This is a genomic window from Micromonospora sp. L5, assembly GCF_000177655.2.
GTDB classification, from domain to species: Bacteria; Actinomycetota; Actinomycetes; order Mycobacteriales; family Micromonosporaceae; genus Micromonospora; species Micromonospora aurantiaca.
This window is the reverse complement of record NC_014815.1, coordinates 1,445,515-1,469,773: the sequence shown is the minus strand read 5'-3', so window position 1 is coordinate 1,469,773 and position 24,259 is coordinate 1,445,515. Positions and strand designations below refer to the sequence as shown.

Genomic DNA, 24,259 nt, shown 5'->3' with positions numbered 1-24,259 from the left:
TCAGCGGGTGCCGGTGGACGGGGTCGCGGCGTCGTCCGCCGGGTCGGCGCTCACAGTGGTCGTGTCAGGCGCGGCGGGGCCGGCGGGCGCGGCGGGCGTGGCGGGGCCGCGGCGGCGGGCCAGCCAGAACAGGCCGCCGCCGAGCGCGAAGGTGAGCAGCACACCGAGAACGCCGGACAGGCCGGTGGACAGGAAGTCGTTGCCGATCCCGCGTACGCCGTAGTCGGCCAGCGGGCTGTCCGCCAGCTCGTGGTCCTTCGCCTGCTGGGCCGGGCAGCTGCCGCCGGTGATCTCGTCGTCGGCGTTCACGGTACAGCCCTTGAGCAGCGACGAGTCGAGCCCGTCCGGGTGCGAGGAGGCGTAGTTGCTGACCACGCCCGCCAGCAGCAGAGCCACCAGCAGGCCGCCGAGCACGAACGGCCAGTGACGCTTGCTCATCGGGCACCTCCGGCGACCGGGACGGCGGGAGCCGGCGTGGCCGGCTTGAGGGCGCGCAGCGCGTACACCAGATCGGGCCGGACCTTCGCGACGGTGACCACCGTGGTCGCGGTGATCAGGCCCTCGCCGATGCCGATGAGCAGGTGGGCGAAGGCCATGGTGCCGGCCAGGCCGGTGAGGTTGCCGCCGAGGTCGGTGGTGCCGCCCAGCCAGTACTGGAGGACGAAGCCCTGGGACGCGACCACCACGCTGACCAGCGCGGAGACGAACGCGGTGACCGCCAGGCCGGCCGGGGTACGCGGCAGTACGCGCAGCAGGAGCGCGATCAGCAGGTACGCGGCGGCGGTGCCGAGCAGCGCCATGTTGGTGATGTTGAGGCCGAGCATCGCCACACCGCCGTCACCGAAGACCAGCGCCTGCACGATGAGCACCACGGCGACGCAGAGCGCGCCGACCCACGGGCCGACGAGCAGCGCGGCCAGCGCGCCGCCGAGCAGGTGACCGCTGACCCCGGCGGTGAAGATCGGGAAGTTGAGCATCTGCACGGCGAAGATGAACGCCGCCACCAGCCCGGCCATCGGGGCCAGCCGGTCGTCGAGGTCGGCGCGGCCCCGCATCACGCAGAACGCGAGCGCGGCGAGGGCGAGAGCCGCGAAGATCGCGGCGACCGGACCGTTGATGATCCCGTTGGAGATGTGCATCGCCAGGGTGTCCACGGGCTCAGCGTATTTCCAGGAAGGCACTGTTGCCAATATCTGGCAACAACCTCATGATGGCCGTCACCACGCCCGCGCGTCGCCGTCCGCCGACCGTACCGGCCCGGCGGTATCGTCACCGCCATGACCGACCGCCTCAAGCCCGGCGACCCCGCCCCCGAGTTCACCCTCCCCACCGACGACGGCGGCACGCTGTCCCTGGCCGGCCTGCGCGGCCGCAAGGTCATCCTGTACGCGTACCCGGCCGCCATGACGCCCGGCTGCACGAAGCAGGCGTGTGACTTCCGGGACTCGCTCGCCTCCCTCCAGGCCGCCGGCTACGAGGTGGTGGGCATCTCGCCGGACAAGCCCGCGAAACTCGCCAAGTTCCGCGACCGGGACGCCATCACGTTCCCGCTGGTCTCCGACGAGGACAAGGCGGTGCTGACCGCGTACGGCGCGTTCGGCGAGAAGCAGATGTACGGCCGCACGGTCACCGGCGTGATCCGCTCGACGTTCGTGGTGGACGAGGACGGCAAGATCGAGCAGGCGTTCTACAACGTGCGGGCCACCGGCCACGTCGCCAAGCTGCGCCGCGACCTCGGCCTCGACTGAGGTCGTCGCGCGGCACGCCCCGGTCGCGGCCCGGAGTACACACGGCTCCGGCGCGACACTCTAAACTCAGCGGGTCGGCGGGAGTGGCGGAACGGCAGACGCGCAGGCCTTAGGAGCCTGTGTCCGAGAGGACGTGGGGGTTCGAAACCCCCCTCCCGCACCATCAGCGGTGTCACCCGCATCACGAACGCGGGTCCGGGCCGCGTCGCCACGCGCAGGATGGCGTCGTGGACCTGCGTTTCGTACTCGACCCCGACCTGACCCCCGAGCTGCGCGAACAGATCATCGCGCTCTGGGTGGACGTGACGAACGCCGGCGGCGCCGTCGGCTTCGTCGCCCCGGTGACCGCGGACGAGGTACGCCCGCTCGCCACCTCGACACTCGACGAGGTGGCGGACGGGCCGGACCGGCTGCTCGCCGGCTACGAGGGCGAGAAGCTGGTCGCGGTGCTGGTCATCGCCGACAACCGGTTCCACCTCAAGACGCACTGGCGGGTGCTCAAGCGCGTCATGGTGCACCCGGACACGCAGGGACGCGGCCACGGCGCGGCGCTGATGCGCGAGGCCGAACGGATCGCCCGAGGGCTCGGCCTGGCGGCGCTGCACGTGACGGTCCGCGACGGCCTGGGCCTGGACGGCTTCTACAAGCGCCTCGGCTACCGCGAGATCGGCCGCCTCCCCGCCGCGCTGCGCCTGTCCCCCACCGACGCCCGTGACGAGATCCTCATGTGGCTCGACCTCCCCACCGCCCCCTGACCCTTCCCCGCCCTGCCCTGCCCTGCCCCGTCGATCTGTGAGTGGGGTTGTCAAGGGGTTTGGTGGTGGGTGGTGATGGTGCGGTAGAGCTGTCGGGCGATGTAGCGCTTGAGGCAGCGGGTGATTTCTCTGGTGGTGCGGCCTTCGGCGTGGCGTCGGGTGATGTAGTCGCGTGTTTCGGGGTGGATGCGTCGGCGGGTCAGGGCGATGGTGTGCAGGGCGCTGTTGAGGGTTCTGTCGCCGCCGCGGTTGAGGCGGTGTCGGTCGGTGCGGCCGCTGGCCACGGGGATGGGGGCGGCGCCGGCGAGGGTGGCGTAGGCGGCTTCTGAGCGGACGCGGCCGGGGTGGGACCAGGCGGTGAGGGCGATCGCGGCGGTGACGGGTCCGACTCCGGGTTGGTCGAGCAGGGGCGGGCACAGTTCGGTGACGAGGGCTCGTAGGCGCTGGTGGTTGTCGGCCAGTGTGGCGTCGAGGATGTGGATGTGCCGGGCGAGGGTGACCAGTTCGCGGCGGCGGGTGTGTTCCTCGCAGGGCAGGGCGGTGGTTTCGGGCAGTTCGAGGGCGGCCAGGCGGGCGATCTGGATGGTGGTGGACAGCCCGCGTAGCGCCTCGCGCAGAGTGTCGTCAGCGGTCAGGATCAACGCTTTGACCAGGTTGACCGCGGCGGTGCGGGCATCGGTGTGGTGCCGGCGGCAGATCAGCAGCAGACGCAGGGCCTCGCGTGGGCCGTCGCTGCGGGGCACGGCGATGCGCTCAGCGGGCAGCGCCAGCACCGTATGGGCGGCGGCGACCGCGTCCAGCTGGTCGGACTTGCCGCCCCGACGACGGGCCGCAGCGGGGGGCTTGGGTGCCTCGCAGACGGGTTCGTCAGCAGCGGTCAGCAGCCGGCACAGCCCTTGCCCGTGTGACCGGGTGCCCTCCACCGCCCACAACCGGCGCCCCTGCGGTGGGGTGTGCGCGACGGCGAAGGCCAACAACCGGCTCAACCCGTCCGGGTCAGTGGACACCGTGACCTGCGCCAACACCCCACCGAGTCGGTCCACCACGGCGGCGGTATGCGTATCGGTGTGAGTATCGACCCCCACCACCACGTCATAGCGATCCGCGACCCGTTCTACGATCCTTCTCATCTCGGATTGTTGCTCCTTTGCCAGCGACGACCGGGACAGTCGGCGTCGGCTCGGGAAGACATCACCTCGGCGGCAAATCTGTGATGGGCCACGTGTGCTCGCACGGGCAGGCTTCTGATCAGGCCAGCAGGGTGGGCCGGGCCGGCGCCGACGATCACCCGGGGACAGGTCTTGCACAAGGCACACCCACACCACAGGCGGCCGGATCAACGAAGAGCCACCCAAGTGATCACCAACGCCGAACCCTAACGGCAATCAGCCGAACCGATCACCACAGACATAGAAGCGTCTTGCACTTTCCGCCCCCGCAAAAGCCGCATCCAGGGCAGGTCGAGGGCCGCGAGTGCAAGATCGGCGAGTTGAGGGCTCGGCAGGAGCCCTGGGCGGGTCAGGAGCAGGGCGCCTGGGTGCGAGGGGCGGCGGCTGCCTGCACCAGGGGTTCCGTCGCGGCTGAGGTGGGGGCGGCGGGGGTGGGCGACGGCGTGAGGGAGGTCGGAGAGCTGGGGGTGGGGGTGCTGGGTGTGGGGGTCGGCTTCTTCGGGGTGGGTCTGGGGGTGGCGGGATCGGCGCCGTACATGCGCGTCTTGCTGCGCTGCACCTGGCCGGGGAGCATCCGGATACCAGTTGCTGTCGCGCGGTGGCCGTACACGTCGGTGACCCGGATCTCGTACGGGCCGGGACCGGCCCCGGACGCGATCAGCCAGTAGTTGTAGTCCTGCCGCTGCGCCGCCCGCCACGAGCCGTTCTGCCGCACCTCGACCGAGCGCAACGGGTTGCCGTGGTCACCGACCAGGACGGCGAACCACCACTGCGACGAGCCCTCTTTCATGCGGAAGGTGAGCGGGCCGGACAGCCTCGGGTTCACCACCGCGCGGTAGCTGACCTTCACCACCCCCTGTACCGGGTCGGCGATCCGGGCGAACGCCTCGGGGGAGAGGTCGAGGTGACCGGGCGCGCACTCCGGGCACTGGTCCATCACCAGCACCCGGACGGTGCCGCGTGGGCCGGTGACGTCGAGGAAGCCGCCGCAGGAGGCGCCGGAGGCGTACTCGCTCGGGCCGAGCGCGACGTACATCCGGTCGGCGGGCGCGGCGGGCCGGGAGCAGTTGCCGCCGGCGCCCTCGGAGTCGTAGAAGGTGGCCTTGCCGCTGTGCGTCGCGCCGCCGACGGGCGGGGCGGCGCAGGCGGGGGCGGCGCCTCCGCGTACCGCGAGGGTCACCGCGACCGCGGCGGCGACTGTGACCAGACCGGCGGCGGCCAGGCGGCGACGGCGCGTGGCGGCGCGGCGACGACCGTCCGGGGCGGCGGGTCCGGGCGGGTCGCCGGCTGTCGGCGGGTGGGGTGCGGTGCCGTCGGTCACGCCGGTCGATGCTGCCGGACCGACGTGCCGCCGGACAAGCGAGCTAAGCGAAAGCTAAACCGGGCGCAGCGTACGGGCGGTGGAGACGACACCGGCCAGCCCGCCGGCGAGGTCGGGGTCCTGCCGCAGCGAATCCTCCAGGCGGACCCGCCAGACGCCGGTCTCGACCGGCAGCCGGGCGTCGCCGGCCCAGCGGACCCGGTCACGGGTCTCGTCCAGGGCCACCGCCGCCGCGGGGCCCATCAGGGCGCCGAGTTCGCCGCGCAGCCAGCCGAACAGGTGCTCGTCGTGGATCGCCCCGCCGATGACCCGGGCGGCGTCCCACGCCACCCGCGGTTGGTGGATAACCTGCATCTCGACTCCTCGGTCGATGTGGCATTCCTCACCATCATCGATCCGGCGGCCACCCGGCGGCAAGGCCCGGAACCGGCCACCTCGCCGCGGCGGTCCCGCGCCGCCGGGGCGTCACCGTCCGGGCGCGGGTCCACACGGTACGACGTGACTCAGTAGCATCGCGGCATGTCAGATCGCCACCAGCTCACCGATTCCGACCCGCGCGCGCAGGGCTCCGATGTGGAGCCGGGCGGGCCCGCGGAGGAGGAGCGGCCCCGGCGCCGCCGGGGCCGGCGGATCGCCCTGATCGTGCTGCTGGTGGTGGTGCTGCTGAGCGGCGGCACCGCCCTGGCCGGCGGCCTCTACTACCGCTCGGTCGACAAGTCGATCGAGCGGGTCGACGCCTTCGAGGGCGTGCCGGAGGAGTCGCGCCCTCAGGTCGAGGCCAAGGGCGCCATGAACATCATGATCCTGGGCAGTGACTCCCGCGACCCGGAGAGCACCGGCGGCTCGCGCAGCGACACGATCATCCTGGCCCACCTGCCGAAGGACCGGTCGAGCGCCCAGCTCATCTCGATCCCCCGCGACACCTGGACGGCCGTCCCGAAGTCGAAGGAGGGCCGCGGCGGTCGCGACGCGAAGATCAATGCCGCGTACGCCTGGGGCGGTGTGCCGCTGATGGTGCAGACGGTGGAGAAGTTCAGCGGCGTACGGGTGGACAACGTGGCGATGGTCGACTTCGCCGGCTTCAAGGAGATCATCGACGCGCTCGGCGGTGTCGAGATCGACGTGGAGAAGGGCTTCACCACGAAGTACTCGCTGATCGGCACGCGGACCTTCGAGAAGGGCCGGCAGACGATGGACGGGGCCGCCGCGCTGGACTACGCGCGGGAGCGGCACGCCTTCCCCGACGGCGACTTCGCGCGGATCCGGCACCAGCAGCAGGTGATCAAGGCGATTCTGGACAAGGCCGCCTCGGGCGGTGTGATGACCAACCCGGCCAAGCTCAACTCGTTCGTCCGTGCCACGTCCGACTCGGTTGCTGTCGACAAGTCACTGTCGTTGGTGGATCTGGCGATGGAGATGCGGGGCCTGCGCGGCGGCAACCTGACGTTCTTCACCTGCCCGGTCAAGGGCACCGGCCGGGTCGGCAGCGAGAGCGTCGTGTTCCCCGATCCGGCGCGCTCGAAGACGCTGTTCGACGCGGTGCGCCGCGACTCGGTCCCCGAGATCCTCGCCATCAGCGGAAAGTAGGACGTCGATCTGCCATGCCGGTGCTGGCGGCGGGGCGGGGTCGCTCGTATCCTGCGATCGCCGTCGGTCTCTGTATCCGGGCCGGCGGCGTCACGGGGGAGGATCGACCATGCCACGCCTGCCGGCGTTCGAGCATCCGTCTGCGCCGCCGTCCGGTGTGGCCATGAACAGGCCGATGGACAGCGGCATGGACACGACCACGGTGCTGCCGTACGCGGGGTCGCGGGCGTCGACGCGTACCCGATGGTTGCGGGCCTGGATGGTGACCGCGCCCATCGACGTCGCGGCGCTGCTCACGCCGCTGCTGCTGACCCAGAACTACTGGCGTGGCACGTTGTTCAACGCCGCGCTCACCGTGGGCCTGTTCGCCGCGGGCGGGCTCTACCGGCCGCGCCGGCACATCAGCATCCTGGACGAACTGCCGAGCCTCGGCGGCCGGTTACTGGCCTCCGGCGCGGTGGGAGCGATCATCGCGGCGCTGCGGCACGACTCGGTGCCGTACGTCAGCGGGTTCATGCGCGGCGTCGCGCTCTCCGCCGGCCTGGTGATCGTCGGGCGGGCGCTGAACAGCCGGCTCATCCTGCTGGCCCGCAAGCGCCGGTGGGTGGAGCACAACGCCATAGTCATCGGCGGCGGGCCGATCGGCGGCGAGCTGGCCCGGCTGCTGCGGCGCTACCCGCAGTACGGGCTGCGGTTCGTCGGCGCTGTCGACGCCCCGTCGCGGCCGCGGATCGGCGCGTTGCCGCTCATCGGCACGATCGACGACCTGGAGAAGCTCGCCGAGATGCTGGAGTGCGAGGTCCTGGTCATCGCGGACCCGGACTGCTCCGAGGCCGACCTGATGGAGTCGCTGCTGCGTCCGGCCAGTTCGCGCTGTGACCTGTGGGCGGTGCCGCGCCTGTGGGGGTCGCGGTCGCAGGGCGGCTACCCGGACCACATCGGCGCCATCCCGATCGTCAAGATCGGCGACACCACGCTCACCGGTCCCCGGTGGCGGCTCAAGCGCGCCTCCGACGTGGTGTTCGCGGTGACCGCCCTGCTGGTGCTGAGCCCGCTGCTGCTGCTCTGCGTCGTCGCCACGTTCCTCGACGGCGGCCGGGGCGTGTTCTTCCGTCAGGAGCGCGTCGGCCGGTACGGCAAGCCGTTCCACGTGATCAAGTTCCGGTCGATGCGCCCGGCCGACGAGCTCGAGTCGCAGACCACCTGGTCGATCGCGCACGACGAGCGGGTCGGCCCGATCGGGCGGTTCATGCGGCGGACCTCGCTGGACGAGCTGCCGCAGCTGTGGAACATCCTGCGCGGCGAGATGAGCGTGGTGGGGCCCCGGCCGGAGCGGCCGTACTTCGTGGAGAAGTTCTCCATGGAATACCCGAGGTACGCGATGCGGCACCGCGTACCGGTCGGACTCACCGGGCTCGCTCAGGTCAGCGGGCTGCGCGGGGACACGCCGATCTCGGACCGGGCGCGGTTCGACAACTACTACGTCGAGAACTGGTCGCTCTGGCTCGACATCAAGATCGTGCTGCGTACCGTCACCGAGGTCTTCCGGGGCGGCGGCCGCTAGCCGCGGTCGCCGGTCAGCGCCTGCGCCAGGTCCGCCCGCCAGTGGCCCGGCGGCGGCAGCTTCGCCGCCGCCCAGCGGCCGTGCGCCAGCACGCCGTACCGGGGGCGCGGCGCCGGGCGCGGGAAGCGGTCGCTCGTCGTCGGCCGGACCCGGTCCGGGTCGAGACCGCGCAGGGCGAAGACGGCGCGGGCCAGGCCGTACCAGGTGGTCTCGCCGGCGGCGGTGCCGTGGTACGTCCCGGGTGCCGCGTCGCCGGCGAGCGCCGCGTCGGCGAGCGCCACGAGACGCTCCGCGAACCGGTACGACCAGGTGGGCTGGCCGCGCTGGTCGTCCACCACGTCGAGCCGGTCGCGTTCGGCTGCCAGCCGCAGCATGGTGGTGACGAAGTTGTGCCCGTGGGTGGCGTAGAGCCAGGCGGTACGCACCACGTACCCGGTCTCCGGCAGCAGCCGGGCCACCGCCCGCTCCCCGGCGAGCTTGCTGCGCCCGTACGCGTTCACCGGGCCGGTCGGGGCGTCCTCCGGGTACGGCTCGGTGGCGTCCCCGCCGAACACGTAGTCGGTGGAGACGTGCACGAGGCGCGCGCCGGACCCGGCACAGGCGTGGGCCAGCGCGGCGACCGCGTCGCCGTTCACGGCTGTGGCGTCCCGCTCGCGGGTCTCGGCTCCGTCCACGTCGGTCCACGCGGCGGCGTTGAGCACCACGTCGTGGCCGCCCACCGCGTCCCGGACCGCGTGCGTGTCGGTGACGTCGAGGTCGGCGCGGCCGGCGGCGGTGACGGACAGGTCCGGCCGGGTCCGCAGCACGGCGAGCAGGTCCCGCCCGAGCATCCCGCCCGCGCCGGTGACCAGGATCCGGGTCATTCGGGGCCGGCCGTCTTCAATGGCTCCCACCAGGCCCGGTTGTCCCGGTACCAGCGGACCGTCTCGGCCAGGCCCCGGTCGAGGTCGATGCTCGGGGCGTACCCGAGCTCGCCACTGATCTTGCCGATGTCCAGCGAGTAGCGGCGGTCGTGGCCCTTGCGGTCGGTGACCGGCACGACCCGGTCCCAGCCCGCGCCGCACGCCGCCAGGAGCCGCTCGGTGAGCTGCCGGTTGGTCAGCTCGGTGCCGCCGCCGATGTGGTAGACCTCGCCGGCCCGACCCTTCTCCTGCACCATCGCCACGCCCCGGCAGTGGTCGTGCACGTGCAGCCAGTCCCGGACGTTGCCGCCGTCGCCGTATAGCGGGACGGTGCCGCCGTCGAGCAGGTTGGTCACGAACAGCGGGACGACCTTCTCCGGGAACTGGTACGGCCCGTAGTTGTTGGAGCAGCGGGTCACCACGACGTCCAGGCCGTGGGTGCGGTGGTAGGACAGCGCCAGCAGGTCAGACCCGGCCTTCGACGCGGAGTACGGCGAGTTCGGCGCCAGCGGCCAGTCCTCCGTCCACGAGCCGGAGTCGATCGAGCCGTACACCTCGTCGGTCGAGACGTGCACGAACCGGCTGATGCCGTGCCGCAGCGCGGCGTCCAGCAGCGTCTGGGTGCCGAGCACGTTCGTGGTGACGAACGGGGCCGCGCCGGTGATCGAACGGTCCACGTGCGACTCGGCGGCGAAGTGGACGATCACGTCGTGGCCCGGCACCACCTCGTCGACCAGCGCCGGATCGCAGATGTCGCCGCGGACGAAGCGCAGCCGGGGATCGTCGCGTACCGGTGCCAGGTTCGCCAGGTTGCCGGAGTAGGTGAGCTTGTCCAGCACGGTCAGCGCGGCCGGGTCCTCGACCGGCACCCCGGCCGCGTCGCCGCCGGGCACGCCCAGCAGCATCCGCACGTACTCCGACCCGATGAAGCCGGCGCCGCCGGTGACGAGGATCCTCACGGATGGTGGAGTCTACGCCGTACCGGCAGCCCGGGCGGGAGGTCGACGGGCCACGAGGGCGGCGGCGCCGCGGGTAGTCTCCGCGGGTGCGCGGAATCCTTCTCGCCGGTGGCACCGGATCCCGGCTCTGGCCGATCACCCGGGCCGTCTCGAAGCAACTGATGCCGGTGTTCGACAAGCCGATGGTCTACTACCCGCTCTCTACTCTGGTGATGGCCGGGGTGCGGGAGATCCTGGTGGTGACCACACCGGAGGACCGCACCCAGTTCGAGCGGCTGCTCGGCGACGGCAGCCAGTGGGGCCTGCGCCTGACGTACGCCGAGCAGCCCCGCCCGGAGGGCATCGCGCAGGCGTTCCTGCTCGGCGCCGACTTCGTCGGCGAGGAGGCGGTGGCGCTGATCCTCGGCGACAACATCTTCCACGGTGTCGGGCTCGGACGGCAGCTCGCGCAGCACGGCGAACCGGCCGGTGGGCGGGTCTTCGCGTACCCGGTCGCGAACCCGCAGGACTACGGCGTGGTCGAGTTCGACGACGCCGGCCGGGTGCTGTCGATCGAGGAGAAGCCGGCCCGTCCCCGGTCCCGGTACGCGGTGCCGGGCCTCTACTTCTACGACAACCGGGTGGTCGACATCGCCCGCAAGCTGACGCCGAGCGCCCGGGGCGAGCTGGAGATCACCGCGATCAACGAGACGTACCGGGCGTGGGGCGAACTGACGGTGACGGTCCTCGACCGGGGCACCGCCTGGCTGGACACCGGCACGTTCACGTCGATGATGCAGGCCGCCGAGTTCGTCCGGGTGATCGAGGAGCGCCAGGGCATGAAGATCGGTTGTGTCGAGGAGGTCGCCTGGCGGTCCGGGCTGATCGACGACGAGCGGCTGCGGATGCTGGCCCATCCGCTGACGCGTAGCGGTTACGGTGAATACCTGCTGGGCCTGCTGGCCGAGCGGTCCGGTTCGGGGAGCGCGTCGTGAAGATCCGTCCGCTGAGCATCGAGGGCGCCTGGGAGGTGACCCCGCGCCGGCACGGCGACGCGCGGGGCCTGTTCCTGGAGTGGTACCGCTTCGACCGGCTCGCCGAGGCGGTCGGCCGTCCGCTGCGGCTGGCGCAGGCCAACCTGTCCGTCTCGGCGCGGGGCGTGGTGCGCGGCATCCACTTCGCCGACGTACCGCCCGGCCAGGCCAAGTACGTCACCTGCGTACGCGGGGCGGTGCTGGACGTGGTGGTGGACGTGCGGGCCGGCTCGCCGACGTACGGCCGGTGGGAGGCGGTACGCCTCGACGACACCGACCGGCGGGCCGTCTACCTGGCCGAAGGGCTGGGGCACGGGTTCTGCGCGCTCACCGACGACGCGACGCTCAGCTACCTCTGCTCCGCCACGTACAACCCGGCGGCCGAGCACACGGTGCACCCGCTGGATCCGGACCTCGGGATCGACTGGCCGGCGGCGACGCCGCTGCTGTCCGAGCGGGACGCGGCAGCGCCACGGCTGGCCGAGGCGCGCGCCGCGGGTCTGCTGCCCGGCTACGACGCCTGCCGCTCCTTCACCGAAGCGTCGGCGACCCTGCCGTCGGTCTGACCCGGCACCCAGGCCGGACGGCGCACCGTCGTCGCCCAGAGCGCCCGCACGTCCGCGCTCACCGGAGTGCCGGCCCGGCGGTAGCCGAACACCAGCGCGATGCCGACCCCGAGCGCCAGGCCGCCGAGCGCACCGCCGAGGGCGTACCACTGCCACCGCACCGGCTCGGAACGCGGCGGCGGCGCGGCCGCCCGGACCACTGCGACGTGGGCCTTGAGCCCGAGCCCGGCGGGCGGCAGGTCGCGTTCGGCGATCCGTTGCAGTTCGGCGGCGAGCGCGGCGGCGATCGCGGCGGCGGTGCCGGCGGACCGGTCGGTGACCGCCACGTCGATCGCCAGCGAGTTCACTGTGGACGAGGCGACGACGCGCCCGGCCAGGTCGTCGGTGGTGTACGGCAGTCCGAGCGAGTCGATCACCGGGCGGGTCAGCCGGGGCGTGTTCATCATGGTGGCGTACGTCTTGACCCGCCGCTGCATCAACCGGCCCGCCTCGTCGGCCGGCGGGCGGGGCTGGGGCGCGGCCGACTTCTCGGCGGCGAACGTGACGACCATCTGGGTCTCGGCCCGGTAGACCGGCGGCCGCCGTTCGGCGAGGACCCCGGTGATCGCGCCGCACAGCAGTGTCAGCGCCAGCACGATCGGCCACCGCCTGCCGATCGTGTCGCGGAAGTGGGCGAGGTCCACGACGCGTCACCCTACCGGCGGCGGGCCGTTGCGGGCGTACCCGCCCGCCGGGTCCATTGCGCTACGGCGCTCATGTCGGGTAGAACAGGCCCGCACACATCCGCGCATCTTGGGGGAAGACGAGTGGATTCCGCGTGGCCGGCTCGCGGCCGGCGCCGGCGCCTGGGCGCCGGGTGTTAGGCCGGGTCCGGCGGATCGTCTCCCCCGAGCGTCTCTATCTGGCCGCCCTGGGCCTGACCGGGCTCGCCGCGCTGGTGTCGGTCACGTTGCCGGCTGCGGAACGCGGTGAACTCGCGGCGAACATGGTGAGCGCCACTGTGGGCGCGGCACTCGGCGGCCTGTCAGTGGACACGTTCCTGCTGTCCCGTCCGGCCGGCTGGATCATGTCGCGCGGTCGTCTGTGGATCGCCGGCATCCTCACCGTCTCGCTCGGCCTGACCGCGCTGGCCGCGGCGCTGCTGACCACGCTGGCCGGGCTGGGCAGCCACCCGGTCGGCATCGGTGCGGGCTGCGCGCTCACCGTGTTCAACGCGGCTGCGTCGCTCGGCCTGCGCCTCAAGCGGTTCTGGTTCGTCTACACCATGCGGGCACTCGGCGGCGCGGTGCTGGTGGCCGGGTACGGGCTGCTCTGGCTGGGCCACCGGCTCGACGGTGGCCTGTGGAGCGTGCTCTGGCTTGGCGTGCAGGTCGCCACCGCGACGGTGCTCGGGGTGGCGGTGCTGGGCTGGGCGCGGCGGTTCGGGCCGGTGCCGGCGGCGACGGCGGGGCGCACGGAGTACCGCGCCGACCTGCTCGCGGTGGGCCGGCTGCACGTCGGGGTGTGCGCGCAGATGCTGACGTACCGGCTGAGTCAGGTTCTGGTGGCCCGGTTCGCCGGCGCGGGCGCGCTCGGCGTGTTCGCGCTGGCGGTGGCGGCGCTGGAGTTCGCCCAGTCCGGCGCGGTGGTACGGGCGCAGCGGATCCTGGCCGAGCGTGACCCGGACGCGATCGGCGACCACGGCCGCGAGGTCGTGCGCTCGGCGCTGCCGATCGCCGCGCTCGCCGTGATCGGCCTGGCGGTACTCGGCGTGCTGGCGCCCGACTACCACGACGCCTGGATCTTCGGGCTTCTCCTGCTACCGGGGACGCTGGCGCTGTCGGCCGGCAAGACGTGGAGCGCGGCGCTGCTCAAGCGCGCGGGCGAGCAGGCCACCACCGCCGTGGCCCTCGTCACCATGTCGGTTTCGGTGGTGCTGTACGTTCTGCTCATCCCGTGGGCCGGCGCGCTCGGCGCCGCGGTCGCGTCGTCTGTCGCCTACGGCGTCTACGCGTTGCGCACCCGGCAGCGACTCCAGCGGTCCACGCACCTCCTCGTCAATCGGATGGCCTAGCGGTGGACGTCTCAATCGTCGTGTTGACCTGGGAAGACTTCGAGCGCACCGACGGCTGCGTCCGCTCGCTGCCAGACGGCGTGGAGGCCGTGGTGGTGGACAACGGCAGCGCCGCCGAGATCAGCGACCGGCTGCGGGCCATGTGCGCCGAGACCGGTGCCCGGTACGTGCGCTCGGAGACGAACCTCGGCTACGCCAAGGGCATGAACCTCGGTGTCCGGCACAGCACCCGGTCCCGGGTGGTGCTGTCCAACAACGACATCCTGGTGCGGCCCGGCGCGATCGAGCGGCTCGTGGCCGAACTGGACGACCCGGCCGTGGGCGCGGCGTTCCCGAAGGTGCTCGACGCGACCGGCCGGGACCAGACCGCCGCCGGCCGGTTCCTCACGGTGGGCACCGGATTCGCGCACGCCACCGGGCTCAGCCTGGTGTTCCCGAGGCTGCGGATCGTGGCCCCGCCGGAGCGTGGTGACTGGCTCTCCGGGCCGTTCGTGGCGATCCGGCGGGAGACGCTGGACCGGATCGGCGGCGTGGACGAGTCGTCGTTCTTCTACTCCGAGGACCTGCGGCTGTGCTGGGCGGTACGCCGGCTGGGGCTGCGCCTGGCGTACCTGCCGGACGCGGTGGTCACGCACGAGGACGATGCGAGCGCGAAGCGCCGGTGGGCGGCCGAGGAGATCTCCCGCCGGCAGACCCGCGAGTTCATCCGGGCCAGCCGTGAGCTGGCCGGGTGGCGGGGCACGGTGGCCTGCTCCGCGTACACGCTGGGGGTGCTCGCCCGGGCGGCGGTGGGCGGCGGGGCGGCGCGGCGGGCGATCGCCCGCGGCGCCCTGGAAGGCATGGGCGTCCGATGAGGGTGCTGTTCGTCTGCACCACCGGCGGGTCGGGGCGGCGGCAGCTCGGCGGCGCCGAGCGCTTCCTGATCGAGATGCTGCCCGCGCTCGCTGCTCGCGGCGTCGACGTGGTCGCCGCCACCCCTGAGGACGAGGTGGCGGCGGCGTTGCGGGACGCGGGCGTGCCGTGGCGTCCGCTGGGCGCGGCCAAGCGGGTGGACCTGGGGTACGCGCGCGGCATCCGCGCCCTCGTCGAGGAGCTGCGGCCGGACGTGGTGAGCGCGCACCTGCTCTCCGCCGCGATGCACGCCCGCGCCGGGCTGGGCGTGCGGGGCCGCCGCACGCCTCTGGTGGTGACGCTGCACAACAGCCTCTGGCAGTACCGCGACACGGCGGAGACGCTGCGCGCGAAGGCCGCGGTGCAGGCCAACATCAGCACCGACCTGATGTTCCGGCGGCTGCGGCCGCACGCGACGGTCGCGGTCTCCGGCTTCGAGGCCCACGAGCTTCGGGTACGCGGGCGGATCCGCGACGTGCGGGTGATCCCGAACCCGCTGCCGGCCATCTGGCCGCAGGTGACCGACACCGGCGGTCTCGCACCGGACGGCCCGGTGCGGGTCGGCTTCCTCGGCCGGCTGGAACGGGAGAAGGGCGCCGACCTGCTCGGGGACGTCGCCGCCGCGCTGCCGGACGTGGAGTTCCTGGTCGCCGGCGCGGGCACCGTCGACGTCGAGGAGCGGCCGAACCTGCACCTGGTCGGCCGGGTCGACGCCGCGCCGTTCCTGCAACGGCTGCACTGCCTGCTGGTGCCGTCCCGGGTGGAGGCGTTCGGGCGCAGCGCGCTGGAGGCGATGTCGCTGGGTGTGCCGGTGGTGCACTCGGGCGCGGGCGGCCTGACCGAGGTGACAGCCGCCGGTGACGGCGTGCTCGCGTACCGGGCGGACCTGACGCCGCAGGCACTGGCCGCCGCCGTGCGGACGGCCACCGACCCGGCCGCGTGGGACGAGCGGCGACGCGAGCTGGCCCGGCAGTACGCCGACCGGCACTCGTTCGACGGATGCGTGGACAACTGGCACGACCTGTACCGGACGGTCGCCCGTGGCACCCGCTGAGCGACGCCTCTGGTCGGTCGGGATCCCGTTCGCGCTCGGCGCGGCCCTGCTGCTGGCCACGCTCGACGCCGGGTTCGCCGTCGCGCTCGCGCTGGCGGTCGGCACGCTGTTCGCCGCGCGCCTGCGGATGTGGGCGCTCGCCGCCTGCGCCGCCGTCTGGACCGCCGCACTGCTGGCCGTACGGGTGTTACCAGGCCCGTACGACTCCTGGGCCGGGCGCGGCGTGCTGCCGGTGCTCGCCGGTTACGTCACGGTCTTCCTGCTGGCCTGGGCGGTGGGCCGGCGGCTGATCGACAGGCGGGACGAGGACGGCGACCGGTCCCGTCCGGCGCTGTCCTGGCCGTCCGAGCGGCGCCTGCTGACGTACCTGCTCGTGCTGCTCGGCGTCGCGGTGGTGACCGCGGCGATCCGGTTCCGGGGCACTGTGCCGCCGCTGCTCGCCGACAACCCGGACGCCGCCCGGCAGGTGCTGCGCGAGCAGTCGAACCTGATCATCGGACTGCTGTCCGAGGCGTGGACGCTCGGCATGGCCGTGTCGCTGCTGCGCGCGTTGTCCGCGCGCGGCCGGGCGCTGCCTGTCTACTACGCGCTCACGGCTGTCTTCACCGTCGGCGCCGCGCTCGGCGCGAGCAAGAACTCGGTGCTGGTGGGCGTCGCGCCCGCGCTGATCGCGGCGCTGTCGGTCCGGCGTACCCGGGGACGGGCCGCGTCGTTCCTGGCCGCGCGGACGCCTGTGGTGCTGCTGATCGGCGCGGTGGCGCTCGGCGCGGCGGTGTTCCTCGGCGGGCAGCGCACCATGGCCGGCACCGGTGCGTTCGAGACCGAGTTCCGGGCCCGCTACGGCAGCAACGCGCTGACCAGCAGCGCCGGATCGCTCGACCTGTCGCTGAGTTCGTCCACCGAGACGTTCGGACGGGTGTGGTCACAGCGGGAGCACCTGGAACCCCGGTACGGCACGTACTCGCTGACGTTCCTCGGCTCCCGGGTCGAGCCGATCGTCGGCAAGGCGGACCTGTACGGCCTGACGTCCCAGCTCAGCCAGCCGTACCTGATGAACACCGCGACGTTCGTGGCCATCCCGCTGCTCGACTACGGCCCACTGGGGGCGGTGTTCTTCCTGGCCGCGCTGGGGCTGGCGGTGGGCGCGACCGAACGGTGGTTCGAGTTCTCCCGCGCGCCGGCCGGGCAACTGGCGCGGGCGTTCGTCGTCTACTTCGCGCTGTTCGGCGTCTACGAGCTGTATCCGCTGATCTATCCGACCTGGCTGAGCCTGGTGCCCGGCCTCTGGGTGCTGCACCGGCTGGGCAGGAGCACGGCATGACGTTCGACGGGCTCACAGTGGTCACCGTCCTCTACCGGTCCGCCGGCATGCTCGCCGAGACGTTGCCGACCTGGGTCCGCAGCGCCGGTGACCTGCCGGTCCGGTTCGTCTTCGCGGACAACTGGCCCTCCGACGGGTGCGCCGAGGTGATCGCCCGGCACCTGCCGGCCGACCGGTACGCGTACCTGCCCGACTCCACCAACCCGGGTTTCGCGGCCGGCTGCAACCGGGGTGCGGCGACGGTCACCACGAGCCACCTGCTCCTGCTGAACCCGGACGTGTGGCTGCCCGACGACGCGCTGGCCCGGGTCTGCGCCGCCGTCGCCGCCGACCCGGACGCCCCGCTCGCTGTCGGCCTCGCCATGCACGGCGGCGAGTACGTGGGCATCGACCTCAACCCGGTGTCGCTGTTCATCGACAGACGGTCCACGGCGAGTCGTGCCCCGCTCGGCCCGTCCGGCGGCGCGGCGGTCTTCCCGGCCGCGCTGTACCGGCGCTTCGGCGGCTTCGACGAGCACCTGTTCGCCTGGGGCGAGGACGCCGACCTGGCGTTCCGGCTCTACGCCTCCGGGCTGCGCACGCGCGGGCTGGACGTGGTGCTGCCGCACGCGGGCGGGCACAGCGTGGACGGCGACGACCGGTTGCAGGGGTTCCGGGCGTTCCTGCTGGCCCGCAACCGGCTGCTGGTCGCGTCCCGCACGTTCACCTGGCCGCTGCTGCTCGTGGCGGTGCCGGTGCTGGCGCTCGCACACCTCGCGCTCGCCGCCCGGCGGATCCGGCAGGGCCTGCTGCGCCCGTTCCTGCGCGGCATCGGACGCGGGCTCGTGGAGGGGCCGGCGGCCCGCCGCCGCTGGACCGGGCCGCGGTTCGGGTTCGCGTCCCTGCTCGGCTACCTGACCGCTCGGAGGGCGTGATGACGGCACAGCCATGGACAGTGGTGACTGTCAGCTACCACTCGGCGGACACGCTGCGCCGCTGCTGGCGCGGTCCGAAGCCGTACGAGTGGCTGGTGGTCGACAACGCCTCGGCCGACGACTCGGCGACGGTCGCCGAGGAGCTGGGCGCGCGGGTGATCCGGCTGCCGGAGAACGTCGGTTTCTCCCGCGCCAACAACGTCGCGTTGCGCGAGGCGACCGGCCGGTACGTGCTGTTCGCCAACCCGGACCTGGAGGTGCGCCCGGACGACCTGGACGTGCTGGCCCGGCACCTGGACACGCACGGCGGACTGGTCGCGCCGCAACTGCTCGGCACCGACGGCACACCGCAGGCCAACGGGCGCGGCTTCCCGTACGCGACGGCGAAACTCGGCAACCGGAAGGTGTGGCCGCTGTCCCGGCTGCACGCCGCGTACCGGCTGGTGGCCGCGCCCGGCGAGACGCGCCACGTGGCCTGGGTGATGGGCGCGGCGGTGGCCGGCCGGACCGCCGACGTCACCGAGCTGGGCGGATGGAACGAGCGGTTCTTCCTCTACTACGAGGATCACGAGCTGGGGCTGCGCGCCTGGCGGAACGGGATGCCGGTGGCGGTGCTCGGTGACGTGCGGTGGACCCACCACTGGGCGCGCGCGACCAACTCGGTGCGCTGGTCCCGGGCGCACACGCTGGAGCTGCGCAGCGCCCGGACGTTCTTCGGCATGTTCCCGGAGTTCCTGGTCGGCCTGCCGCGACCGGCACGCCGGCACCGCCGGGCCGCCGGGCTGGTCGGCACGGCGGTCTCCGCCACCCCGTCCACGCCGGACCGCGCCGGCCAGTGATCGAAGCCGGTCGCGGGGCCGCTGACGTGAATGACGCTTTGATACCGTCTCGCCGTGTCCGTGACACGCCCGGCCTTCTCCCCCTCGATGGCGCCCGCGTCGGCGACGCCGGTGCCGTCGCGGCCGGGCACGCCGGTGGCGCTCGTCGCGCTCGCGTGGGACCGGCTGAGCCGGTCCCCGTACTGGTCCGTCGCGGGCCTGCTCGTCGCGCTGGGCGCCGTGCTGCGGATCCGGCAGTGGGCGTACGCGCGCAGCTTCTGGAGCGACGAACTGTACGTGGCGCACAACATCCGGGAGCGCGGCTACCTGGACCTGTTGCAGCCGCTGGCGTTCAGCCAGTCGGCGCCGCCCGGCTGGCTGTGGCTGGAACGGTTCGCGTTCGAGCAGTTCGGCGACGGTGAGCGGGCGCTGCGGCTGGTGCCGCTGCTGTTCGGGCTGGCGCTGCTGCCGCTCGTGGCGTGGCTCGGCCGGGCACTCCTGCCGCCGCTCGCCGCGCTGGCGGCGTTGCTGCTGGTCGCCGTCGCACCGTTCCTCATCGGCTACTCCAACGAGCTGAAGCAGTACAGCGCCGAGGCGTTCGGCGTCACGCTCGTGGTCGGGCTGGCGTTGCTGCTCGTCCGGGACGGCGTCACCTGGGCCCGGTCGGCGGTGTTCTGGTCGACCGCGGCGGTCATGGCGTTCGTCAGCACCCTGTCCATTCCGGTCACCGGCGCGCTCGGCGTGCTGCTGGGCGGGTACGCGCTGTCCCGCCCGGATCGGCAGTGGGCGAGCAGGTGGCGTGAACTGGGCCGGTTCCTCGCCCCGGCGCCGGCCTGGGGCGTGGTCGCACTCGTGGTGTACGTGCTGTTCCTGGCGCCGGGACTCGCCGATCCGCAGCTCGCCGCGTACTGGCGGGCGAAGTCGATCTATCCGGCGCACTCGCTCACCGACCTGGCCGCCACAGTGGAATGGCTCGCGGCGACGTACCGGAGTCTCGCCACAGTGCCGTTCGTGGCCTGGTCGGCGTGGGTCGTCGTACCGCTGCTGGTGCTGGGCACGGCCGCCGGGCTGCGCCGGATCTCCACTGTGGCGGTGCTGGTCCTGCTCACGCCGCTGGCGGCGGGGCTGGCCGGCGCGGCCGTGTCGGTCTACCCGTTCAACGGCCGGCTGGCGCTCTACGCGGTGCCGGCCTGCCTGCTGCTCGCCGCGCTCGCCGTCGCACCGCCACCGATGCGGGCCGGCCTGCCCGCCCGGATCAGGTGGGTGGTCGGGGTGGTGCTCCTGCTCGCGCTCGCCGTTCCGCAGCTGGCCACCGCAGTGGTGGCGACTGTGCATCCGGCGCGGGCCTTCGCCCAGGGCGGCGGCGCGAACGCCGTCGACTACCGGGGCGCGCTGGGCTACCTGGACGACAAACGCCGCCCGGGTGACCTGGTGCTGGCCACCACGGTCTCGTGGAACGCCCAGGCGTGGTACGGCCCGGCGGCGGACGCCTATGTGGTCGCGGCCGGCCCCGGCGGGTGCCCGGGGCGGACCGTGTCGGCGTTGCTGCCCGGACGATCCCGGGTCTGGCTGTTCCAGGCCACCGACTGGGCCGACGGGGCGAACCGGGACGTCATCGTCCGGCTCGGCGGCAGCGGCGTGGCGGTCACCGAGCGGCAGTTCAGCGGGGCGCGCGTGGTCCGCTTCGACCTGGCCGCGGGCGTCACCAAGGGCAGCGACGTCTGCCTGGTGCCGCCGCCGAACGGCGCCCGCGTCCGCTAGCGGGCGCGCGGCGTCCTAGCTGTGCCGCTGCCAGAGGTCGCGCAGGGCGTCCCAGTTGCCGCCGAGCCCGGCGCCGCACGGCGTCTCCATGTAGATCGCGCTCGTGTTGTCGTCGCGGCCCCACCAGATGCCGCAGACCGGGCGGCCGTCCTGGCCGTTGCCGGCGTACTCGACGTAGCTGCCCTGCGCCCCGCTGACGCCGCCGGTGGCCGGGCCGGCCTCCCGCATACCCGGTGCGAGCGCTCGGCCGATGATGCCCATCTGCTGGCGGAAGGCGCGCGCCGCCTCCTTCTTCTCGGCCGACTCGTACTCGGCGAAGTGCACCGACACGCCCAGGTAGCGGCAGAAGACGTGCTGCTTCTCGCCGGCGGCGAGCCCGGGGCCGCTCTTCTCGGTGTTGATCGCGCAACCGCCCACCCCGTCGAGCCACGGCTCGGCGATCGGCATGAGCGTGGCGTCGAACTTCGCCTTGTTCAGCGACTGCTGGGTGGCCTCGTAGAGCGCCGGGGAGGCGCTGGCCGCCGGAGTGGACGGTTCGCCACCGTCGGCGAGCGACCGTCCGGCCAGCAGACCGGCGCCGCCGGCCAGCACCGCCGCCATGACCAGACCTCCGATCCACAGGCCGGTACGGCTCTTGGGCGGGCGGGCGACCGGTGCGATCCGGGGACCGCCGGTCGGCACGAGCGGATCCGGGGCGGTGGCCTGGGCCGGGATCGCCGGCACCGGCATGCCCGGCGACACCGGCATGCCGGGTGACACCGGCATGCCGGGCGACACGGGCGCGCCGGACGAGACGGGCGCGCCGGAGACCGGCTGCTGCGGCGTCATCGCCCACGGCTGCGGGCTCCACGGCAACTGCGGCGGGGACGAGACCTGCTGCGGCGGCGCGGACACCGGCGGGGGCGGCGGGAGGATCTCGGCGGTGGCGGTGCGCTGGTAGTCCATGCCCAGGCTGCGGAACAGCCGCTCGGCCGCGCCGTCCTCTTCGGACGGGTACGCCACCCAGGGCTGGCCGGCGGCGAAGTCGGAGTTGACGTACCGGTGGCCGCCGGGCGTCTGGGCCAGCACGTTCGCCGCGTTGGTGAACGCCTCGCGCCAGCGCTGGTCACCGGCTGCGGCGCCGTCCAGAACCGCCACGGTCAGCGCGCGGTCCTGCCCGTCGAGCGCGGCCCAGGCCCTGCCGACCTGGCACTCGCCCAGCACCTCGGTGAACCTGTACGGACCTTCCGGCTGCATGCCCCACTCCTCTGCTCACCCGCCGTGCGGATAGTACAGAGAGCACGCCCGTCGGATCTCCCTGCGGTCGGGCCACTCTTGCGCTCTGAAAGTTTTCATGCATAGAGTCAGCTCGTGAATGAAAGCAGTGCGGCCTCCCCTGACCGCCTGCTCGACCTGTTCCACGGCGTACGGCTCACCCCGACCCAGCGCCGCATCGCCCACTGCCTGGTGCGGCACGCGGGCGCGGCGGCGTACCTGTCCGCCGCCGAGGTGGCCGAGCTGGCAGGCGTCAGCCAGCCGTCGGTGACCCGGTTCGCCATGGCGCTCGGGCACGACGGCTACCCCGCGCTGCGCCGCCGCCTGCGGGAACTCACTGTCACCGGGTCGGCCGGACCGGCCGCCGGCAACGCCCTGCAACGGGCGGTGCACGCCGAGCGGGACAATCTCGACCGGCTCGCCGCTCAGCTCGCCGACGCCGGCCGGGTCGCCGAGGTGGGGAAGCTGCTCGCGGCCAGCCGTCCACTGCCGGTGCTCGGGCTGCGAGCCGCCGCGCCGCTCGCCGCGTACTTCGCGTACTTCGCCGCCAAGGTGCACCCGGACGTGCGGGTGCTCGACGACGGCGGCAGCATGCTGGTCGACCGCCTGGACCAGGCGGTCGCGGCCGGCGCGACGGCGATGCTGGCGTTCGTGCTGCCCCGCTACCCCCGCGAGACCCTGGACGCGCTGCGCGAGGCCCGGGACGCCGGGCTGACGGTCGTGGCGATCACCGACTCGCCGGTGAGCCCGGCCACCGAGCACGCCGAGGTGGTGCTGCCCGCCGCCGTCGGCGCCGACCTGGTCTTCGATCTGCACACCGCACCGATGACGCTGGCCATGGTGGTGCTCCAGGCGATCTGCGACGCCGCACCGGCCGAGACCCAGAACCGGCTCGAGGCGTTCGAGTCGTCCGCCGCCCGCCGCCAGTTGTTCCTCGGCTGAGAGGAGTACGAGATGCACCAGCCCGTCCGCGCCGCCCGCGGCACCGCACGCACCGCGAAGGGGTGGCCGCAGGAGGCCGCCCTGCGGATGCTGATGAACAATCTCGACCCGGAGGTGGCCGAGCGCCCCGAGGACCTGGTGGTCTACGGGGGCACCGGCAAGGCGGCCCGGGACTGGCCGTCGTACCACGCGCTGGTGCGGACGCTGACCGAGCTGCGCGACGACGAGACGATGCTCGTGCAGTCCGGCCGCCCGGTCGGGGTGATGCGCACCCACGAGTGGGCGCCGCGCGTGCTGCTGGCCAACTCCAACCTGGTCGGCGACTGGGCCACCTGGCCGGAGTTCCGCCGCCTGGAGTCGCTGGGCCTGACCATGTACGGGCAGATGACCGCCGGTTCCTGGATCTACATCGGCACCCAGGGCATCCTCCAGGGCACGTACGAGACGTTCGCCGCGGTGGCCGAGAAGCGGTTCGGCGGCACGCTCGCCGGCACGCTGACGCTCACCGCCGGGTGCGGCGGCATGGGCGGCGCGCAGCCGCTGGCGGTCACCATGAACGGCGGTGCCTGCCTGATTGTGGACGTGGACCGGTCCCGGCTGGAGCGGCGGGCGCACGACCGCTACCTCGACGAGATCGCCGACTCGCTTGACGACGCGGTCGAGCGGGCGCTCGCCGCGAAGCGGGACCGGCGGGCCCTGAGCGTCGGGGTGGTCGGCAACGCCGCCACCGTCTTCCCCGAGCTGCTGCGCCGGAGCTTCGCCATCGACATCGTGACCGACCAGACCAGCGCGCACGACCCGCTGTCGTACCTGCCGGAGGGCGTGGACCTCGGCGACGCGCGGGACTACGCGGCGGCCGAGCCGGCCGAGTTCACCGACCGGGCCCGGGCGTCGATGGCGAAGCACGTGGAGGCGATGGTCGGCTTCCTGGACGCGGGCGCGGAGGTCTTCGACTACGGCAACTCGATCCGGGGCGAGGCCGAGCTCGGCGGATACGAGCGGGCGTTCGACTTCCCCGGGTTCGTGCCCGCGTACATCCGGCCGCTGTTCTGCGAGGGCAAGGGCCCGTTCCGCTGGGCCGCGCTCTCCGGCGACCCGAAGGACATCGCCGCCACCGACCGGGCCATCCTCGACCTGTTCCCGGAGAACGAGTCCCTCGCCCGGTGGATCCGGATGGCCGGCGAGCGGGTCGCGTTCCAGGGCCTGCCGGCGCGGATCTGCTGGCTCGGCTACGGCGAACGTGACCGCGCCGGGGTGCGGTTCAACGAGATGGTGGCCTCCGGCGAGCTGAGCGCGCCGGTGGTGATCGGCCGGGACCACCTCGACTGCGGCAGCGTGGCCAGCCCCTACCGGGAGACCGAGGCGATGGCCGACGGCTCCGACGCGATCGCCGACTGGCCGCTGCTGAACGCGCTCGTCAACACCGCCAGCGGCGCGTCCTGGGTGTCCATCCACCACGGCGGCGGCGTCGGTATCGGCCGGTCCATCCACGCCGGGCAGGTCTGCGTGGCCGACGGCAGCGCCCTGGCCGGGCAGAAGATCGAGCGGGTGCTCACCAACGACCCGGCGATGGGCGTGATCCGGCACGTCGACGCCGGCTACGACGACGCCCGCGAGGTCGCCGGGCGCACCGGCGTCCGCGTCCCGATGGCCGAGTAAGGAAGGGC

General features: G+C 73.2%; 24 protein-coding genes and 1 tRNA gene. 16 read left to right on the top strand and 9 right to left on the bottom strand.

The window, feature by feature from the left end; all coding sequences use genetic code 11:
• Together ML5_RS07290 and ML5_RS07285 are read right to left on the bottom strand one after the other, a co-directional pair.
• Positions 1 to 438, bottom strand: a complete 438-nt coding sequence (locus ML5_RS07290) for a PDGLE domain-containing protein (RefSeq protein WP_013474257.1) — start codon at positions 436 to 438, stop codon at positions 1 to 3.
• Positions 435 to 1,154, bottom strand: a complete 720-nt coding sequence (locus ML5_RS07285) for an energy-coupling factor ABC transporter permease (RefSeq protein WP_041784145.1) — start codon at positions 1,152 to 1,154, stop codon at positions 435 to 437. Before ML5_RS07285 ends, ML5_RS07290 begins: the two co-directional genes overlap by 4 nt.
• 123 nt (positions 1,155 to 1,277) lie before the next feature.
• Between ML5_RS07285 and bcp the strand changes: the two genes are divergently transcribed.
• From bcp to ML5_RS07270, 3 genes are all read left to right on the top strand, one after another.
• A complete protein-coding gene (bcp, locus tag ML5_RS07280) occupies positions 1,278 to 1,748 on the top strand; it encodes a thioredoxin-dependent thiol peroxidase (protein ID WP_013474255.1) in 471 nt (156 codons plus the stop codon).
• 77 nt (positions 1,749 to 1,825) lie between these two features.
• Positions 1,826 to 1,911 (top strand) — tRNA-Leu (locus tag ML5_RS07275).
• A 64-nt stretch (positions 1,912 to 1,975) separates the two neighbouring features.
• Positions 1,976 to 2,503, top strand: coding sequence for a GNAT family N-acetyltransferase (locus tag ML5_RS07270; protein WP_013284386.1), 528 nt, complete (start codon positions 1,976 to 1,978; stop codon positions 2,501 to 2,503).
• Between the two features lie 50 nt (positions 2,504 to 2,553).
• Here the strand turns inward: ML5_RS07270 and ML5_RS07265 are convergent, their stop codons facing one another.
• The 3 genes from ML5_RS07265 to ML5_RS07255 form a co-directional block, all read right to left on the bottom strand.
• Positions 2,554 to 3,633 carry an IS110 family transposase gene (locus ML5_RS07265; RefSeq protein WP_013473518.1) on the bottom strand — a complete coding sequence of 360 codons (1,080 nt, stop codon included), beginning with the start codon at positions 3,631 to 3,633 and terminating at the stop codon, positions 2,554 to 2,556.
• Between the two features lie 388 nt (positions 3,634 to 4,021).
• Positions 4,022 to 4,993 (bottom strand): expansin EXLX1 family cellulose-binding protein, encoded by a 972-nt coding sequence (locus tag ML5_RS07260; RefSeq protein WP_013474254.1) that lies wholly within the window; start codon positions 4,991 to 4,993, stop codon positions 4,022 to 4,024.
• Positions 4,994 to 5,047: 54 nt separating this feature from the next.
• Positions 5,048 to 5,347: a hypothetical protein gene (locus tag ML5_RS07255; protein WP_013474253.1), complete on the bottom strand. Its 300-nt coding sequence runs from the start codon at positions 5,345 to 5,347 to the stop codon at positions 5,048 to 5,050.
• Positions 5,348 to 5,512: 165 nt separating this feature from the next.
• Between ML5_RS07255 and ML5_RS07250 the strand changes: the two genes are divergently transcribed.
• Positions 5,513 to 6,580, top strand: a complete 1,068-nt coding sequence (locus tag ML5_RS07250) for an LCP family protein (RefSeq protein ID WP_013284383.1) — start codon at positions 5,513 to 5,515, stop codon at positions 6,578 to 6,580.
• A gap of 109 nt (positions 6,581 to 6,689) precedes the next feature.
• Positions 6,690 to 8,144: a sugar transferase gene (locus ML5_RS07245; protein ID WP_013474252.1), complete on the top strand. Its 1,455-nt coding sequence runs from the start codon at positions 6,690 to 6,692 to the stop codon at positions 8,142 to 8,144.
• Here ML5_RS07245 and rfbD read toward each other — a convergent pair.
• Positions 8,141 to 9,007, bottom strand: a complete 867-nt coding sequence (gene rfbD, locus ML5_RS07240) for a dTDP-4-dehydrorhamnose reductase (RefSeq protein WP_013474251.1) — start codon at positions 9,005 to 9,007, stop codon at positions 8,141 to 8,143. The two genes, ML5_RS07245 and rfbD, sit on opposite strands and share 4 nt — an antisense overlap.
• Complete coding sequence (rfbB, locus tag ML5_RS07235; protein WP_013474250.1) at positions 9,004 to 10,005, bottom strand: dTDP-glucose 4,6-dehydratase; 1,002 nt, start codon at positions 10,003 to 10,005, stop codon at positions 9,004 to 9,006. Before rfbB ends, rfbD begins: the two co-directional genes overlap by 4 nt.
• An 86-nt stretch (positions 10,006 to 10,091) precedes the next feature.
• Here rfbB and rfbA point away from each other — a divergent pair, with 86 nt between their 5' ends.
• Both rfbA and rfbC read left to right on the top strand, forming a co-directional pair.
• Positions 10,092 to 10,979, top strand: coding sequence for a glucose-1-phosphate thymidylyltransferase RfbA (gene rfbA / locus ML5_RS07230; protein WP_013284379.1), 888 nt, complete (start codon positions 10,092 to 10,094; stop codon positions 10,977 to 10,979).
• Positions 10,976 to 11,584 (top strand): dTDP-4-dehydrorhamnose 3,5-epimerase, encoded by a 609-nt coding sequence (rfbC, locus tag ML5_RS07225; RefSeq protein WP_013474249.1) that lies wholly within the window; start codon positions 10,976 to 10,978, stop codon positions 11,582 to 11,584. Before rfbA ends, rfbC begins: the two co-directional genes overlap by 4 nt.
• Here rfbC and ML5_RS07220 read toward each other — a convergent pair.
• Positions 11,530 to 12,267 carry a YveK family protein gene (locus tag ML5_RS07220; RefSeq protein ID WP_013474248.1) on the bottom strand — a complete coding sequence of 246 codons (738 nt, stop codon included), beginning with the start codon at positions 12,265 to 12,267 and terminating at the stop codon, positions 11,530 to 11,532. The two genes, rfbC and ML5_RS07220, sit on opposite strands and share 55 nt — an antisense overlap.
• Positions 12,268 to 12,440: 173 nt before the next feature.
• Between ML5_RS07220 and ML5_RS07215 the strand changes: the two genes are divergently transcribed.
• Genes ML5_RS07215 through ML5_RS07185 form a run of 7 tightly spaced genes read left to right on the top strand, consistent with a single transcriptional unit; the run spans position 12,441 to position 20,396 of the window.
• Positions 12,441 to 13,637 carry a hypothetical protein gene (locus ML5_RS07215; RefSeq protein ID WP_230651303.1) on the top strand — a complete coding sequence of 399 codons (1,197 nt, stop codon included), beginning with the start codon at positions 12,441 to 12,443 and terminating at the stop codon, positions 13,635 to 13,637.
• 2 nt (positions 13,638 to 13,639) lie between these two features.
• Positions 13,640 to 14,491 carry a glycosyltransferase gene (locus tag ML5_RS07210; protein WP_013474247.1) on the top strand — a complete coding sequence of 284 codons (852 nt, stop codon included), beginning with the start codon at positions 13,640 to 13,642 and terminating at the stop codon, positions 14,489 to 14,491.
• Entirely contained in the window at positions 14,488 to 15,582 is a 1,095-nt protein-coding gene (locus ML5_RS07205; protein ID WP_013474246.1) for a glycosyltransferase family 4 protein, read from the top strand. Before ML5_RS07210 ends, ML5_RS07205 begins: the two co-directional genes overlap by 4 nt.
• A complete protein-coding gene (locus ML5_RS07200) occupies positions 15,569 to 16,903 on the top strand; it encodes a hypothetical protein (protein WP_013474245.1) in 1,335 nt (444 codons plus the stop codon). Before ML5_RS07205 ends, ML5_RS07200 begins: the two co-directional genes overlap by 14 nt.
• On the top strand, positions 16,900 to 17,817 hold the full coding sequence (locus ML5_RS07195; RefSeq protein WP_013474244.1) for a glycosyltransferase family 2 protein: 918 nt from the start codon (positions 16,900 to 16,902) through the stop codon (positions 17,815 to 17,817). The genes ML5_RS07200 and ML5_RS07195 overlap by 4 nt, the downstream gene beginning before the upstream one ends.
• Positions 17,817 to 18,656: a glycosyltransferase gene (locus ML5_RS07190; RefSeq protein ID WP_013474243.1), complete on the top strand. Its 840-nt coding sequence runs from the start codon at positions 17,817 to 17,819 to the stop codon at positions 18,654 to 18,656. Before ML5_RS07195 ends, ML5_RS07190 begins: the two co-directional genes overlap by 1 nt.
• 54 nt (positions 18,657 to 18,710) lie before the next feature.
• Positions 18,711 to 20,396, top strand: coding sequence for a glycosyltransferase family 39 protein (locus tag ML5_RS07185; protein ID WP_236619374.1), 1,686 nt, complete (start codon positions 18,711 to 18,713; stop codon positions 20,394 to 20,396).
• Between the two features lie 15 nt (positions 20,397 to 20,411).
• Here ML5_RS07185 and ML5_RS07180 read toward each other — a convergent pair whose 3' ends face one another.
• Positions 20,412 to 21,632, bottom strand: coding sequence for a hypothetical protein (locus tag ML5_RS07180; protein WP_013474241.1), 1,221 nt, complete (start codon positions 21,630 to 21,632; stop codon positions 20,412 to 20,414).
• 114 nt (positions 21,633 to 21,746) lie between these two features.
• Here ML5_RS07180 and ML5_RS07175 point away from each other — a divergent pair, with 114 nt between their 5' ends.
• Both ML5_RS07175 and hutU read left to right on the top strand, forming a co-directional pair.
• On the top strand, positions 21,747 to 22,592 hold the full coding sequence (locus ML5_RS07175; protein ID WP_013474240.1) for a MurR/RpiR family transcriptional regulator: 846 nt from the start codon (positions 21,747 to 21,749) through the stop codon (positions 22,590 to 22,592).
• Between the two features lie 12 nt (positions 22,593 to 22,604).
• Entirely contained in the window at positions 22,605 to 24,251 is a 1,647-nt protein-coding gene (gene hutU, locus ML5_RS07170) for a urocanate hydratase (protein ID WP_013474239.1), read from the top strand.
• Positions 24,252 to 24,259: the final 8 nt, after the last annotated feature.